The 15935-nt window shown below is 66.0% G+C and carries 11 protein-coding genes and 1 pseudogene; 7 read left to right on the top strand and 5 right to left on the bottom strand.

From position 1 onward, the window contains the following. Nucleotides 1-18 precede the first annotated feature (18 nt). The 3 genes from F6X39_RS24955 to F6X39_RS24945 all read right to left on the bottom strand — a co-directional run bounded on the left by F6X39_RS24955 (nucleotide 19) and on the right by F6X39_RS24945 (nucleotide 1601). On the bottom strand, nucleotides 19-297 hold the full coding sequence (locus tag F6X39_RS24955; protein WP_187618538.1) for a DUF2934 domain-containing protein: 279 nt from the start codon (nucleotides 295-297) through the stop codon (nucleotides 19-21). Nucleotides 298-599: 302 nt separating this feature from the next. Then, nucleotides 600-872, bottom strand: coding sequence for a DUF6723 family protein (locus F6X39_RS24950; RefSeq protein ID WP_184024220.1), 273 nt, complete (start codon nucleotides 870-872; stop codon nucleotides 600-602). A 168-nt stretch (nucleotides 873-1040) separates the two neighbouring features. After that, a complete protein-coding gene (locus tag F6X39_RS24945; protein ID WP_187618537.1) occupies nucleotides 1041-1601 on the bottom strand; it encodes a hemerythrin domain-containing protein in 561 nt (186 codons plus the stop codon). A gap of 142 nt (nucleotides 1602-1743) precedes the next feature. Between F6X39_RS24945 and F6X39_RS24940 the strand changes: the two genes are divergently transcribed. Further along, complete coding sequence (locus F6X39_RS24940) at nucleotides 1744-2823, top strand: glycosyltransferase family 4 protein (RefSeq protein WP_187618536.1); 1080 nt, start codon at nucleotides 1744-1746, stop codon at nucleotides 2821-2823. A gap of 538 nt (nucleotides 2824-3361) precedes the next feature. Continuing rightward, nucleotides 3362-7444: a CheR family methyltransferase gene (locus F6X39_RS24935; protein WP_187618535.1), complete on the top strand. Its 4083-nt coding sequence runs from the start codon at nucleotides 3362-3364 to the stop codon at nucleotides 7442-7444. A 77-nt stretch (nucleotides 7445-7521) separates the two neighbouring features. Here F6X39_RS24935 and F6X39_RS24930 read toward each other — a convergent pair. Beyond that, nucleotides 7522-7785 (bottom strand): annotated as a pseudogene (locus F6X39_RS24930) (phosphatidylserine decarboxylase); the annotation flags it as partial. Here F6X39_RS24930 and F6X39_RS24925 point away from each other — a divergent pair. Further along, nucleotides 7759-8565, top strand: a complete 807-nt coding sequence (locus F6X39_RS24925) for a PIG-L family deacetylase (RefSeq protein WP_316251722.1) — start codon at nucleotides 7759-7761, stop codon at nucleotides 8563-8565. The pseudogene F6X39_RS24930 and the gene F6X39_RS24925 sit on opposite strands and share 27 nt — an antisense overlap. Before the next feature lie 59 nt (nucleotides 8566-8624). Beyond that, nucleotides 8625-9557 (top strand): glycosyltransferase family 2 protein, encoded by a 933-nt coding sequence (locus tag F6X39_RS24920; protein ID WP_187618534.1) that lies wholly within the window; start codon nucleotides 8625-8627, stop codon nucleotides 9555-9557. Between the two features lie 28 nt (nucleotides 9558-9585). Here F6X39_RS24920 and F6X39_RS24915 read toward each other — a convergent pair whose 3' ends face one another. Beyond that, nucleotides 9586-12282 (bottom strand): ATP-binding cassette domain-containing protein, encoded by a 2697-nt coding sequence (locus tag F6X39_RS24915; RefSeq protein ID WP_187618533.1) that lies wholly within the window; start codon nucleotides 12280-12282, stop codon nucleotides 9586-9588. Between the two features lie 378 nt (nucleotides 12283-12660). Between F6X39_RS24915 and F6X39_RS24910 the strand changes: the two genes are divergently transcribed. The 3 genes from F6X39_RS24910 (at nucleotide 12661) to waaF (ending at nucleotide 15932) form a co-directional block, all read left to right on the top strand. After that, complete coding sequence (locus F6X39_RS24910) at nucleotides 12661-13968, top strand: glycosyltransferase family 4 protein (RefSeq protein ID WP_187618532.1); 1308 nt, start codon at nucleotides 12661-12663, stop codon at nucleotides 13966-13968. Nucleotides 13969-14091: 123 nt separating this feature from the next. After that, a complete protein-coding gene (locus F6X39_RS24905) occupies nucleotides 14092-14694 on the top strand; it encodes a D-glycero-alpha-D-manno-heptose-1,7-bisphosphate 7-phosphatase (protein WP_187618531.1) in 603 nt (200 codons plus the stop codon). Next, the gene (gene waaF, locus F6X39_RS24900; protein WP_187618530.1) at nucleotides 14691-15932 is read left to right on the top strand and encodes a lipopolysaccharide heptosyltransferase II; all 1242 of its coding nucleotides are present in this window, start codon (nucleotides 14691-14693) and stop codon (nucleotides 15930-15932) included. Before F6X39_RS24905 ends, waaF begins: the two co-directional genes overlap by 4 nt. Nucleotides 15933-15935: the final 3 nt, after the last annotated feature.

Here is a 15935-nt window from a genome sequence, read left to right as displayed (position 1 = left end):
TAAAGGGTCGGCGCTCGCTTATCCGGCGCGCGGCCGCGTGGCGCGCTTCGGCGGTTCCATATCATCGTCCGACATTTCCTGCAGTTGCTCTTCGGGCGCGATGCGCGAGCCGCGCTCGCGCTCCGCGGACTGATCGGTCGGCTCCTGCGGCACGGCAGCGTCGTCGGCCGCGCCTTCCGCCTCGATCTGCCGGCGCGCTTCTTCCCAATGGTCGTCGGCTCTCCCTTCCGGCGACGGATCGTTTTCCCAGATCTGGTACGCCCGCGTGCGAATGCGGGCTTCGAGTTCCTTGTCCATAAGTGCTTCTCCGTGAACGTGAGCGATGCCGCGGTACGGCGCCACCTGCACCGTGCCCGAATGACGGCGAGCCACAGGCTAGCAAGCGTTGTTCCGCGCGGCGCACGTTCGTTCGATGGCACCCCGCTGTTCGACGTGCGAATCAAATCAGCGCGCCGCCGGACTGGTGCTCGAGGAAGGTGACGTCGACGACGTCAGAACGAAAACGGCGGGCGCACAGATCCACCGCGTGCCGGTCGTGAACCAGGGCAAGCGTTTGACGGGGAGGGTGTCGCCAGGCGATATCGCGGCGGGCCGCGCGCTCACGCCTCGGGACAGGCAAGGTCGGCCGCGACGATTCGCGCACCGTACTCCTCGGCGGCGAGCCGCGCTTCCTCGATACTGTTGAACGGACCCACTTCGGGCGCGCCATCGAACGGAAACAGACGGCGGCCATCCACTTTACGGCTCACCAGCAGATCGGCATAGAATCGCCCATCGGCGCTGCGGCGCGCGGTGACGTAGATGGAAAAGTCGTCGCTTGAAGCGACCCCTGCCGCCAGATACTGCGTCAGTTTCAACTTTCTCCTTGACATGGCCCTCCCCTGCTGCATCAGGCGATCCTGTTGTACCCTCCTGAAATCGATGTTAATGGACATGTAACAGGGTGCGCACGTCCGTAAGTGTCGACTTATAGACAAGACTGTCGCAGCGACGTTTTAAACGAATCAGTGCGAGGGCCGCGCGCAAATTCAAGGCTCCCATCAGGTCTTGTCGCCGACCGCGCGACTGCCCGCCTGATCCAGCCTGGCTTGCAGCGTTTGCTTGCGCGCCACGATCTTTTCACCGAGCGCGGCGAGATCGCAGCCGGTGCGCCGCAAGGCCGGAAAGAGTTCGCCTTCCTCTTCCTCGACGTGATGCCGCACGAGCTCGGACATGACCTTGAACGTCGCGTCAAAGCCTTTGTCGCCCGGCTTCAGCGTCTCGAACTTCGCGATCAGCGTTTTCACCAGAAAGTGCTCGACGTAGGCTTCATCGACATCGAGCTTGTCGTCGTCGGGCAGCGCCTGTTGCGCGGCCGGATACAACAGCTCTTCCTCGATGATCGTATGCATCGTCAGCTCTTCGCACGCGCGCTGCGCCAGCGCGGCTTTGGCTTCGAGCGTGTCGCGCTCGTCGCCGCGCGATTTGCCGAAGGCGTCGAACAGTTTTTCCACGGCGCGGTGATCGGCCTCGAGCAGCGCGAGCGCATCGGGCGCGCTCGCGGTTTCGCGTCGGGCGGTGGGCTGCGTGTCGTCGGTAGCGGATCGCGTTGCGCGGTTCATGGCGGCTCCTTCAATCGGTCAAGTGCCCGCATCGAGCAAACGCCATACCGCGCCCCCGGTCCGGCGGTGGTACGTCACTTGCTGCTGGTGGTCCGGCGCGGCATGTTGCGCGCTAACCTCTCCTTCCTCTTTTCAACGACTGATGAGAATCGCCCAGATCGCTCCGCTTTACGAAAGCGTGCCGCCGTTCGCGTACGGCGCCACCGAACGCGTCGTGTCGTATCTGACCGAAGAGCTGGTCGCGCGCGGCCACGACGTGACGCTCTATGCGAGCGCCGATTCGACGAGCGCCGCGCGGCTCGTGCCGATCTGCCCGCGCGGTCTTTGGCGCGACGCGAACGTGTGGGACACGCAAACACATCACGTCAGGCAGCTCGCGCGCGTCATTCGCGACGCGGACAACTTCGACGTCATTCATTTTCACGGCGAGCCGCTGCATTTCGCGTGGGCCGAGCGCCTGCCATGCCGTACGCTGACGACGCTGCACGGCCGTCTGCTGCTGAACGATCACGGCCCGCTGTTTCGCGAATTCGCGCGCGTGCCGGTGGTGTCAATTTCCGCGAGTCAGCGCTGGCCCGTGTCGTGGGCGAACTGGCAGGGCACGGTCCATCACGGACTGCCGCTCGACCAGTTCGAATTTCAACCGATGGCCGGTTCCTACCTGCTTTTTCTCGGCCGCATGATGCCGGAGAAACGTCCCGATCTCGCGATCGAAATCGCCCGGCGCAGCGGCTTGCCATTGAAGATCGCCGCGAAGATTCATCCCGGCGAACGCGACTATTTCCGCGAACGCATCGATCCGCTCTTGCGCCGCTCTGGCGCGTTCACCGAATACCTTGGCGAAGTCGGCGGCGGCGCGCGCCGGCAATTGATCGAGAACGCGCGCGCGTTGCTGCTGCCGATCGAATGGGACGAGCCATTCGGCATGGTGATGATCGAGGCGATGGCATGCGGCACGCCGGCGATCGCGTTTCGCCGCGGCGCGGTGCCCGAATTGATCGAAGACGGCGTGAGCGGCCTGATCGTCGATAACGTGGACGAGGCCGTGCAAGCGGTTGCGCGCATCGACAGCATCGAGCGCGGCGCGTGCCGCCGCGCGTTCGAGCGCCGCTTCACGGCCGCGCGCATGACCGACGACTATCTGACGATCTACGACGCGCTGCTCGCGCACGACACGAGCGGCCGCGCGCGAGCAACGGGCAGTCAGCCCGCGCCGGTGTAATCGCTGCCCCGAGTGGTTGAACGTTTGTCACGCAAGGTTACCGGCACCGTTCGGGTTGCGCGGCAAAATCTACGTGGCGCCGCCCGATCGGCACCTCGTGGTCGACGATGGGCAGTTGCGGCTCTTGCACAGCATTCACCTGCCCCGAATGCGACGGCACGCTGTGGCGCGTCACCGGGTCGCGCGTCATGCGCTATCGATGTCATACCGGTCATGCCCACTCGGGCGCATCGCTCGACGACGGCCGCCAGGTCGATGCCGGGGACTCGTTGCGCAAGGCGCTGCGTGCGCTGCGCGAGCGCGAAATGTTCAGTATGGAGCTTGGCCAATTTCGCCAGGACAGGAGACACCGCGGCGCAACAGCGCGAGGAGGACAACGCGCGGCGCGCGGGCCACGCGGCCGAACTCCTGCATTCCATGCTGCTGGAAATATAAGTCCAATGCGAGATAATGGGTGTCTGGCCCAGCAGGAAATGGGCTCGTTGCCCTATAAAAATCCACCGCTGGACTATCCTTTTCCAAGAAGGGACGCGCAGCCATGTCAAAAAAGCGAGGGCAGTCTCTGCCTAGCCAGGCACACTATCCGATCGTCGGTATCGGCGCATCGGCGGGGGGGCTCAACGCGCTGACGGAATTCTTCGAGGCGCTGCCTGCGCACACGTCGATGGCCTTCGTAGTGGTCGTTCACCTGTCGCCGGATCACGAAAGCAATCTGGCCTCGCTGCTGCAGAAAGTCACCAGCATGCCGGTGCAACAGGTCACGGGCCCCACGCCAATCGAATCGGATCACGTTTATCTGGTCGCGCCCTCGTTCGAGATGATCATGGTCGACGGCTACCTGCGCGTCACGCAGAAGCAGTCCGAGGAAGGACGCCGGGCGAGCATCGATCTGTTCTTCCGCACGCTCGCGGAGGCGCACCGCGAACGCGCGATCGGCATCGTGATGTCGGGCGCGGGCTCGGATGGCTCGGTCGGCCTGTCGCGTATCAAGGAAATGGGCGGCATTACGCTCGTGCAGGACCCTTCCGAGGCCGAATACGACAGCATGCCGCGCAGCGCGATCGCGACCGGCATGGCCGACTTCGTGATGACCGCGGCCGAGATGCCGCAACGGCTGATGGATCTGTGGTCCACCGCGCGGGAAATTCATTTGCCGGCCGCGCAGGCGGAAGAGCCCGACGAAGACACGGTCAACGAGTCGGCGGAACGCGCGTTGCGCGAGATCATGGTGATCCTGCGCACCCGCACCGCGCACGACTTCCGCCATTACAAGCGGGCTACGGTCCTGCGCCGCATCGAACGCCGGCTGCAGGTCAACGGCATCACCGAGCTGCAGGCGTATCGCGACTATTTGCATCTGCATCCCGAAGAAACCCAGGCGCTGCTGCAGGACATGCTGATCAGCGTCACCAATTTCTTCCGTGACAAGGAAGCGTTCGACGTGCTCGAGCGGGAGGTGTTGCCGCCCCTGTTCGAACAGCGCGGCGAGCAGGGCCGTATCCGCGTTTGGTCGGTGGGCTGCGCGACCGGCGAGGAAGCGTATTCGCTGGCCATGCTGATGCAGGAGCGCTCGATAAAGTCACACGAGGGCGTGTCGTTTCAGGTATTCGCGACCGACATCGACGAGCGCGCCATTTCGTTCGCACGCACCGGTCTGTACCCGGACTCGGTCTTCGCCGACCTGACGCCGGCGCGCATCCGCCAGTTCTTCACGAAGGACGCCGCGCACTTCCGGATCAAGAAGGAACTGCGCGAACGCATGCTGTTCGCGCACCATAACGTGCTCAGCGATCCGCCGTTCTCGCGGCTCGACATGATCTGCTGCCGCAACCTGCTGATCTACCTCGACCGCGAAGCGCAGATCGAAATTCTGCGGATGTTCCACTTCGCGCTGCGGCCCGGCGGCGTGCTGTTTCTCGGCAGCTCGGAATCGGCCGACAGCGTGAGCTCGATGTTCACCGTGGTCGACAAGCGCAACCGCATCTATCGCGCGAACATGGCCGTGCGCGGCGACACGCCGGTGCCGATGGCGATTTCGGGCACGATGAGATCGCGGCCCGTGGTGACCACGGTGCAGCCGACAGGGCGCCGGCGCTTCTCGTTCGGCGATCTGCATCAGCGGCTCGTCGAGCAATATGCGCCGCCCAGCGTGCTGGTGAGCCGCGAATCCGAAATCGTTCATCTGTCCGATCGCGCCGGGCGTTTTCTGCAATATTCCGGCGGCGAGCCGTCGCATAACATCGTGGCCGCCGTGCGCCCGGAACTGCGGCTCGAACTGCGCACCGCGATCTATCAGGCCTTGCACACGAACCGCAGTGTCGAAGCGCGCCGTGTACACATCGAACGCGATGGCCGTTCGTACTTCGTCAACATGACCGCGCGGCCGGTGCACGATCCGGAAGCGAACGCGGACTTCGTGCTGGTGCTGTTCGACGAGGTCGAGGACAGCATGGCCAACGCGGAAACGGCCTCGGCCGACATGCAGAAAGACCCGATCATCAGCCAGCTCGAACGCGAGCTGCAACGCACGAAGGAACAGTTGCAGTCCACGATCGAGCAGTCGGAAACCTCGACCGAGGAGCTGAAGGCGTCGAACGAGGAATTGCAGGCGATCAACGAGGAACTGCGCTCGGCGACCGAGGAACTCGAAACCAGCAAGGAAGAGCTGCAATCGATCAACGAGGAACTGACCACGGTCAACGCGGAACTGAAGTCGAAGGTCGAGGAAACCGGCAAGATCAACGACGACTTGCACAACCTGATCGCCGCGAACGACATCGGCACGATCTTCGTCGACCGCAACTTCTGCATCAAGCGCTATACGCCGCGCGCAACCGACGTCTTCAGCATCATTCCATCGGACATCGGCCGGTCGCTGCTCGACATCACGCACCGGCTCGAATACGACAGGCTCGCCGACGACGCGGCCGAAGCGTTCGACTCGCTGCGCCTGATCGAACGCGAGCTGAAGAGCAACGACGGGCGCTGGTATCTTGCGCGCTTCGTGCCCTACCGCACCACGGAAGACCGCATCGACGGCGCGGTGCTGTCGTTCATCGACATCACCGATCGCCGTCAGGCGGAAGACCGGCTGCGCGAAGGCGAGCGGCGCATGCGCATCGTCGCGGAGGGCACCAAAGACTACGCGATCATCACGTTCGACGATAACGGCGTGATCACTAGCTGGAACGCGGGCGCGGAACGGATTTTCGGCTATTCGGAAGCCGAAATGATCGGCCAGTCCGCCGACATCCTGTACACCGACGAGGACCGCACCGGCAACGTCGCGCAACGCGAGTTCGCCGAAGCGCGTCTGAACGGCCGCGCCGAAGAGGAGTGCTGGCATCTGCGCAAGGACGGCACGCGCTTTTTCGCGAGCGGCGTGCTGTCCCGTCTCGACGAACCGGGCATCAGCGGCTTTGCGAAGATCACGCGCGATCTCGGCGAATATGTGCACGAACCGACCTCGGGACGCGGCACCCATGTCGAAACGCTGCGCGCGGCGAGCGAGCGCGACGCGCAGCGGCGCCGCGACGAATTTCTCGCGGTCGTGTCGCACGAGCTCAAGCATCCGCTGAACCTGATTTCGGCCAGCGCCGAGCTGATCGCGCGCGCGCCGGAAGCGCGGCAGAACCTGAACGTGTCGCGCGCGACCGATACGATTCGCCGCACCGTGATGGGCCAGGCGCAAATCATCGACGATCTGCTCGACATTTCGCGCGTGCGCACGGGCAAGCTGTCGGTCGTGCGCACCGTAGTGGACATGCGCGAGATCGTGCAGCGCGTGTGCAGCGCGGTGCAGGACGATGCCGCGCAACGCGGCATCACGCTCAGCGTCGAGATGACCGATGCGCCCGTGATCGTTCACGCCGACCTCACTCGGATCGAGCAGATCGTGTGGAATCTGATCAGCAATGCGCTGAAGTTCACGCAGCGCGGTTCGATCCATGTGTCGTTGCAGGTCAACGATCACGCCGAGGCCGTGCTGCGCGTCAGCGATACCGGCATCGGCATCGAGGCGTCGCTGCTGCCGCATATCTTCGAGATGTTCCAGCAGAGCCGCGATCCGGGCTCGCGCCGCGGGGGCCTCGGCATCGGCCTCGCGCTGGTGCGTGATCTGGTCAACCTGCACGGCGGCGCGGTGCGCGCGGAGTCGGACGGCGTCGGCCGCGGTGCAACGTTCACGGTGACCCTGCCCACCCACCGGCTCGCTACCCGCACGAGCGCGGGTCTCGAAGTCACCGCCGAGCCGTTGAAAGGCACACGCATCCTGATGGTCGACGACGACGCCGCGACCGTCGAAACCTTCAAGCTGCTGCTGGAAAGCGAGGGCGCCGAAGTGCGGACCGCGACGAGCGGCGAGGAAGCGTTGACGATCATCAACGGCAACGCGCCCGATATCATCCTGTCCGACATCGGCATGCCGGGCATGGACGGTATGGAGTTCATCGGCAAGCTGCGCGGTATGCCGGCGATGAAGTCCGTGATCTGTATCGCGGTCAGCGGCTTCGGCCAGCAGGCGGACGTCAGCGCGGCCGAAGACGCGGGCTTCGACGCGCACCTGAAAAAGCCGGTGGTTCTCGAAGACCTGATGAGTATTTTCGCGCGGCTGCGCGGCTGAACTAGCGGCTTGACGGGGCGCAACGGGTCTATCCGTTGCTTTGCGACGACGACGCGTTGCGCGATGCGACCCTCGCAACCAGGCAGCGCCTCGATCCTGCACGACGACACGTCCGCCATGCCAACGAACACGCGCGCCACCTGCCCCTCCGCCGGATCGTCGCACTCGATCACGATCACCGCGCGCGCCGCGAGCGCCGTAATGTAGCCCTGAGAATCGTTGAGGCCGCTCGGGTCTTCGCCTTCGCTATCGGCGGTCGAATAGTAGCTGCCGTCCACCGCGTACGCGCGCGAGATCACGCCACTGACCGGCGCATGCCGGCGGTGGTAGTTGAACGCGGCGGGAGCAAGTGCTATTCCCGCACCGACCCTCCGCGCACCGCGCCGGCGGAATGTAGCTTGCTAATCGCCGGTATGGAATCGGACCAGCGCTTGCTCGTCATCTCACCGCATCTCGACGATGCGGTCCTCAGCTGCGGACTTCTGATCGCCGCGCATCCCGGCACGGTCGTCTGCACGGTTTTCAGCGCGCCGCCCGCCGGGAACATGACGACCGATTGGGACCGCGCGGCCGGTTTCGCCGACGCGTTCGAGGCGATGCGCGCACGTCAGGCGGAAGACCGGGAGGCGCTGGGGTTGTTGTCGGCGATTCCTGTGCATCTGCTGTTCCGCGACGCGCAATACCACGCATCGCCTGATGCGGACGGGCTGATCACCGCGTTGAACCACGCTGTTTCCGAAACAAAACCCACGCTGATCGTCATGCCGTTGGGCCTGTTCCATTCGGATCACGTTCTCGTGTCCAATGCCTGTCTCGCACTGATGCAGCGTCAGCCAGCCACTCCGTTCATCGCCTATGAAGATGTGCCCTACCGGCGCATGTCCGGCGTCGTGCAAGCGCGCCTGTCCGACCTCGCGAAACGCGGCTATGCCGCCAACACGCCGCATGCGTTGAACGTGCCCGGCACCACGCAACACGAGCGCATGAAGCGCGCGGCACTCGACGCCTATCGCAGCCAATTGCGCGCATTCGGTCCCGAAGGACAGGCAAGCCTTTTTTCGTCCGAACGCTATTGGCCGCTCGGCCGCGACGAATCGAGTCGATCTACGCAAAACGCGTGACGCACGGCACGAGGTTTGCTTCGTCGCCGCAGTCCAACCGTCGAAAGCGATTGCACAGCATGCAAACGAAAGCCCCCCACCCGCGTATTTCGGTCGTCGTTCTCACGTATAACCGTGCGGGCGAATTGCTCACCACCCTGGAACGTCTGCTCGCGTTACCCGAAAACCCGCCGATCATCGTCGCCGACAACGGTTCCACCGACAACACGGTCGCACTCGTCGAAGCGCGCTATCCGAGCGTTCGCGTCGTCGGATGCAACGGCAATCTCGGCGCGGCAGGGCGCAACCACGCGGTCGCGTGCGTCGAGACCGACTATGTCGCGTTCTGCGATGACGACACCTGGTGGGGTCCGGGCTCGCTCGAACGCGCGGTGCAATTGCTCGATGCATGGCCGCGCGTCGGTGTGCTGAATGCGCGCGTCGCGGTCGGCGCGGACAACACGACGGATCCGACCTGTGCGTTGATGCGCGCAAGCCCGCTCGGCCGTGTCGGTCTGCCGGGGCCCTCCTTGATCGGCTTGATGGCGGGCGCGTGCGTGTTTCGCGCGGCGCTGTATCGCGAGATCGGCGGCTATGAGCCGCGTCTTTTCATCGGCGGTGAGGAAACACTCGTTTCGCTCGACGTGCTCGCGTCGGGACATGCGATCGTCTACTGCGAGCAGTTGACGCTCCATCACCATCCGTCGCCGGTGCGCGACAGCGCGTTGCGCCGTCGCATGCTCGCGCGCAACGCCGCGTGGGTCGCATGGCTGCGTCTGCCGTTGGGCGAAGCGTTGAGCGCGACTCTGCGCGCCCTCGACGTATTCGCGCGGGAAGGCGCGCTGATGCGCGACGGCACCGGATTGCTGGCTGGGCTGGCGTGGACCGTGCGAGAACGCCGGGTGGTCCCCCGTTCGATCCTCGCGATGCGCGACCGCGTGCGCGCGGCCGAGCGCAATCTCGACGCGTCCGCGACGACGACTGTTGGTGGCAAGTTCGACGCGCCGATCTGAGACCTCGCTCAGACCTGAATCGCGCGCATCATGATCGCGGCAACGCCGTGTCCGTGCGCGACGGCGCCTGCGCGAGCCGCCGGATCGCGGCGATCAGTTCTGCGGGCGCCACGGGCTTGTGCAAGTGCGTGTCGAAACCCACAGTGCGCGCGCGCTGTTCGTCGAGTGCGTCCGTGTAGCCGGTCAGCGCGATCGCGGGCAGTGGCCCGCCGCGTATCGACGGCCGCCCGCCTTCCAGTGCGCGCAAACGGCTCAGCACGTCATAGCCGTCTTCGCCGGCCAGCATCAGATCGCAGAGCAGCACGTGCGGCCATTGCACCGGGTCCGTCGCGCGCAGCCAGTCCAGCGCTTCGGTGCCCGCTGCAAATAGCCGTACGCGTGCGCCGCTCGTGCTCAGCACCGCTTCGAGCGCGTCGCGCGCTTCTTCCTGGTCGTCGATCGCGAGCACGAAGAGGCCATCGAGCGCAGCGGGCTCCGCCGAATCCGGCGCCGTGGACGCCGACGCCAGTGGCGGTTGCGCATCCGCGACCGGCCGCAGCGGCAGCATCGCCACATAGGCGAGCCGCCCGTTCAGCGGCGTCAGCGTGAAGCTGCCGCCCGCGGCCGCCAGCGCGCTTTCCATCTGCCGCGCCGCCGCCTGCGATAGCTCGGCCGGCTTGTCGCCCATGCCGAGCACGCTGAACCACACATGATTGCCGTGCCGCTGCGCGCGCAACGCGATGCGCTGCCCCGGGCTCGCCTGCGCGATCTCATTGCGGCACAACTCGGCGATCAACGGTTGCAGCACGCTCGGATCGCCGGTCAACCGCAGCTCGTGGTCGGACGGCTCCGCGTAGACGACGACGCGCCGCTCGGCGATCTCGTCGTGCAATGCATCGATCACACCCGCCGTCAATGCGCTGACGCTGACCGATCGCGCGGTCAGCCGGCGCTGCGCGTGTTCGAGTTCGCCCTGCTGCCATTGCAGCGACCACATCTTCGCGTACACGCCCTCGCGCGCGAGCAGTTCCCGATGCGTGCCCTGCTCGACCACCTGGCCGTGCTCCATCACCAGAATCCAGTCCGCGTCGACGACGGTAGAAAGTCGATGCGCGATCACGATCGACGTGCGGCCTTGCGCGAGGCGCGTCAGCTCGGTCTGGATCGCGCGCTCGGAGCGCGTGTCGAGCGCCGAGGTCGCCTCGTCGAACACGATGATGCGCGGGTCCTTCAGAATCGCGCGCGCAATCGCGATGCGCTGCCGCTCGCCGCCCGATAGCCGCACGCCCCGCTCGCCGACGCGCGTGTCGTAATGGTCGGGCAAGCGCTCGATGAACTCGTCGAGCTGCGCGGCCCGCGCCGCCCGCACGACGTCCGCGCGCGTCGCCGATGGACGCCCATAGGCAATGTTGTAGGCGATCGTTTCATTGAACAGCACGGTGTCCTGCGGCACGATGCCGATGGCCTCGCGCAGACTGCGCAGCGTGACCATGCTGATGTCCTGCCCGTCGATGCGGATCATGCCGCGCTCGGGCCGATAGAGGCGAAACAGCAGCTTCACGAGCGTCGATTTGCCCGAGCCGCTGCCGCCGACCACCGCGAGCGTCTTGCCCGGATACGCGTGAAAGTCGACATCGCGCAGCACCCGACGCGCCGTGTCGTAGCCGAAATCGACATGTTCGAACTCGATCAGCCCCGCGCCGACCTTCAGCGGCTGCGCGTCGCGCGCATCGATATCCTCGCCGACGCGGCCCCGCGCCGCCAGAATCACGAACATGCGCTCGACGTTGACGAGCGCGTCGTTGGTCTCGCGAAACACGAAGCCGAGCGTGTTCAGCGGCATGCAGATCTGGATCAGGTAGGCGTTCACCAGAATCAGATCGCCGACGCTCATGCTGCCGCCCACCACGTGCTGCGCGGCGAGCAGCATGACCGCCGCTACCCCGAGCGCGATCACCGCGCTCTGTCCCACGTGCAACGCGGTCAACGCGTTCTGGTTAGCGATGCGCGCGTGCACCCACTTCTCCAGCACGTTGCCGAGCCGTTGCGTCTCGCTTTCTTCGGTCGCGAAGTATTTGACCGTGTCGTAGTTCAGCAGACTGTCGACGAGCCGCCCGTCCGATTGCGCTTCGAGCAGATTGACCGCGCGCTGGAATGCGACGCGCCGCCGCGTGAACACGAACGTATAGCCCGCATACAGCACGAAGGTCACGACGATCACGAGCATGAATTCGCGCGCGTAGCTATGCACCATGATCGCGACGATCACCGCGATCTCGAAGAAGGTCGGCACGATCGTAAACAGCGCGGTGCCGAGCAGAAAGCCGATGCCGTCGGCGCCTTTCTGCACGTCGCGCACGATCGCGCCAGTCTCGCGCCGCGCATGAAAGCGCGCGCTCAACCGATGCAGATGCGCGAAGGTCCGCTCGGTCAGCGCCGCGACCGTGCGTTGCACGACGATGCTGAACACGACGTCGCGCGCCTCGTTCAGCGCGTCGCCGAAAAATCGTAGCAGCGCATAGGCGAGCACGAGGAACACTGGAAACGCCACCTGCGCGAGCGGATGGCTCAGTTCGTCGACGATGTGCTTCAGCGTGAGCGGCATCAGCACGGTCGCGAGCCGCGCGGCGATCATCAGCGCGAGCGCCCCGCTGGTCTGCCAGCGATAACGCCATACCGCATGCGCGAGATCGCCGACGATTCGGCGCGTCAGTTCGGAGCGAGGCGGCGGGGCGGAATTCGGCATGAGGTCGTGGTGGGGGCACCCGGAAGAAACGTCGCACAAGTGTGGCGTCGCGCAAGCGGCGCGCCCGGGCGCAAGCAAGAAAGGCGCTGGCTCCAGCCCTTTTCCGCGCACTTCTTACTTATCAATTGGGCGGGGTCCTTCGCCCATCCTGGCACCGGCGCGGCGCGAGCGGTTCGAAGTTACATGACCGTATGTAGAAACAGGGGACGCCGCAGCGCTTCTCTACCCACGAAAAAGGGCACGCTACAGCGCTTCGTACGGTTCCGCGCGACGTTTGCGTCGTTTGTCCGCACCGCAGGATGCGAATGGCACACCACATGCTGTGCGCCGCTTACGAAAGTCAACATCAATAGCCGCTCATCGCAGGAAGGAATGCCAATGAAGATCGCCCTGATCAGCGAACACGCGTCGCCACTTGCTGTCGCCGGTGGCGTCGACAGCGGCGGACAGAACATCTACGTCGCGAACGTCGCGCGTCAACTGGTGGAAATGGGCCATCAGGTCGACGTGTTTACGCGCCGCGATCGCGCACTGCTGCCCGAGCGCGTCGACATGGACGGCGTGCGCGTGATTCATGTGCCCGCGGGACCGCCGCGGCAATTGCCAAAGGAACGACTGCTGCCGTTCATGGACGAGTTCGCCGCGTTTCTGAGCGCGTTCTTTCGCCGCGAACCGCAGTCCTACGACGTGATGCACGCGAACTTCTTCATGTCCGGCCTCGCCGCGCTGCAAGTGAAGGCTGCGCTCGGCGTGCCGCTGGTCACGACCTTTCACGCGCTCGGCCGCGTGCGGCGTATCCATCAGGGAACGGATGACGGCTTCCCCGACGAGCGCTTCGCGATCGAAGACGAACTGGTCGCAGGCTCGGACGTGCTCGTCGCCGAATGTCCGCAGGACCAAGCTGATCTGCTCGAACACTATCGCGCCGATCCAGCGCGCATCCAGATCGTGCCGTGCGGTTTCGATGCCGAGGAGTTCCGGCCCGTCGAGCGCGAAGCCGCTCGCGATGCGCTCGGCTGGCGCCAGCACGACTTCATCGTGCTGCAACTGGGCCGGCTCGTGCCGCGCAAAGGCATCGACAACGTGGTGCGCGGCGTCGGCGTGCTGAAGCACACGTTCAACGCGGCGGCGCAGCTGTACATAGTCGGCGGCAATTCGGACGCGCCCAACGAAATCGCGACGCCGGAGATCGCGCGCCTGCGCGAGATCGCACGCGAATGCGGCGTCGCGGAGCAGACGAGCTTCGTCGGCCGGCGTGGTCGCACGCGGCTGCGCTACTTCTATAGCGCCGCCGACGTGTTCGTGACGACGCCCTGGTACGAGCCGTTCGGCATCACGCCGATCGAGGCGATGGCCTGCGCGACGCCGGTGATCGGCGCCGATGTCGGCGGCATCCGCTATTCGGTCCTCGATGGCGTGACCGGCTTTCTCGTGCCGCCGCGCGATCCGCACGCGCTCGCCGCGCGTCTCGAGCGCTTACGGCGCGACCCGGCGCTCGCGCGCCGGATGGGCGAAGCGGGCCTCGACCGGGCGCGGACCGGCTTCACCTGGCGCGGTGTCAGCGATGCGCTCGCGCAAATCTATGCACGCGCGGCAAGGCTGGCACCGACCCAAACATCGCTCGACACCGCGTCCGAGCCGGCGCAGCTACCGCTGCGAGCAGCAGCCGGAGCGTCGTCCCGTTGACGACGGCGCACGCCGCGCGAACCCGCACGGTGTGCGCATCTGGAACACGCCGCGGCCGGTCCAGCGGCTGCGGCGCGCCTTTTTCCGACTTTTGACCGAAGCTCGCGCATACCACGAACCATCATGACGCTACCCGCCGTGTTCATCGACAAGGACGGCACGCTGCTCGAAGACGTGCCCTACAACGCCGATCCCGCGCTGATGCGTTTCGGGCCGGGCGCGCGCGAAGCGCTCGCGCTGCTCGCCGCGTACCCGTACGCGCTGTTCGTGATCAGCAATCAGTCCGGCGTCGCGCTCGGCAAGTTCGAAGACAGAGCGCTGTTCGACGTCGAACGCCGGCTGCGGCAGATGTTCGCCGAGTGCGGCGCCACGCTCGCCGGCGCGTACTGGTGTCCACATCATCCCGAGGGCGGCGTCGCGCGTTACGCGATCGTCTGCGACTGCCGCAAGCCCGCGCCCGGCATGCTGCTGCGCGCGGCCGAAGAGCATGAGCTCGATCTCGCCAACAGCTGGTTCATCGGCGACATTCTCGACGACGTCGAAGCGGGCAATCGCGCCGGCTGCCGCACGATCCTGCTCGACAACGGCCACGAGACCGAATGGCGAACCGGCCCGCAGCGCACGCCGGGCGCGCGCGCCGCCGGTCTGCACGAGGCCGCGCGACGCGTCGTATTGCACGGCCTGCCGCCGGGCACCGCGGCGCGCCGCAAGGAGGCGCCGCGGTGAACGCACCTCTGCCACTTGCGCCGCCCAAGCTGGCTCACGCGCGCGCGCCCGATACGTCGCAGCCGGTGTGCTGGGGCGGCGAGGTCAAACGGATTCTGTGCGTGCGCCTCGACAATCTCGGCGACGTGCTGATGACCACGCCCGCGCTGCACGCGCTGCGCGAGTCCGCCGAAGACCGCCATATCACGCTGCTGGCGTCGCGCAGCGGCGTCGCGCTCGCGCCGTTTCTCGACGACGTCGACGATGTGATCGAATACGACGCGCCGTGGGTCGCGCCCGCATCGACCGTGACGCGCGATCTGCTCGACGATCACCGCATGCAGCAGCGGCTGCGGCGCGGCGGCTTCGACGCGGCGGTGATTTTCACCGTCTATAGCCAGAGCCCGTTGCCGGCCGCGATGCTGTGCTATCTCGCGGGGATTCCGCGCCGCCTCGCGCATTGCCGTGAAAACCCGTACGCGCTGTTGACCGACTGGCTGCGCGAGCCGGAGCCGCAGCAGCGCACACGGCACGAGGTGCAACGCCAGCTCGATCTGGTGCATCACGTCGGCGCGCAGACGGGCGACACCGGCATGCGCTTTCACGTGCCGCCGGCCGCGCGCCAGTCGCTCGACGCGAAACTGAGGACGCTCGGCATCTGCCGCCACACCGAGTGCATCGTGTTGCATCCAGGTGCGACCGCTGCGTCGCGCCGCTATCCGCCCGAGCGCTTCGGCAAGGTCGCCTCGCAGCTCGCGCGCGAGACCGGCGCCTCGGTGCTCGTGACCGGCGGCGCGAGCGAGCGAGTGCTCGTCGAGACCGTGATGCGCACGGCCGCGCCCGGCGCGCGCGCGCAGCTATACGACCTGAGCGGTGCGCTGACGCTCGCCGAACTCGCCGCGCTGCTCGAACGCGCGAGCGTGCTCGTGTCCAACAACAGCGGCCCCGTGCATGTCGGGTCCGCGCTCGGCACGCCGGTCGTCGATCTTTACGCGCTGACCAACCCGCAGCACACGCCGTGGCAAACACCGCAACGCGTGCTGTATCGCGACGTCGAATGCCGCTGGTGCTATCGCAGCGTGTGTCCGCACGGGCATCACGCCTGCCTGCTCGGCGTTCCGACCGACGAGGTCGTGCACGCGGCACTCGAATTGCGGCAAGCGCATGCGCATGCGCCGCGTCGTGGTGTATCGGAGCGCGCCGGTCGCGCCGATGACACGAGCACGCCGTCGCTGATCGATCAGCCAACCGTCCCCTGAACC

The organism is Paraburkholderia sp. UCT2, assembly GCF_014397665.1.
GTDB classification, from domain to species: Bacteria; Pseudomonadota; Gammaproteobacteria; order Burkholderiales; family Burkholderiaceae; genus Paraburkholderia; species Paraburkholderia tuberum.
This window is presented reverse-complemented; position numbering and strand designations above follow the sequence as displayed.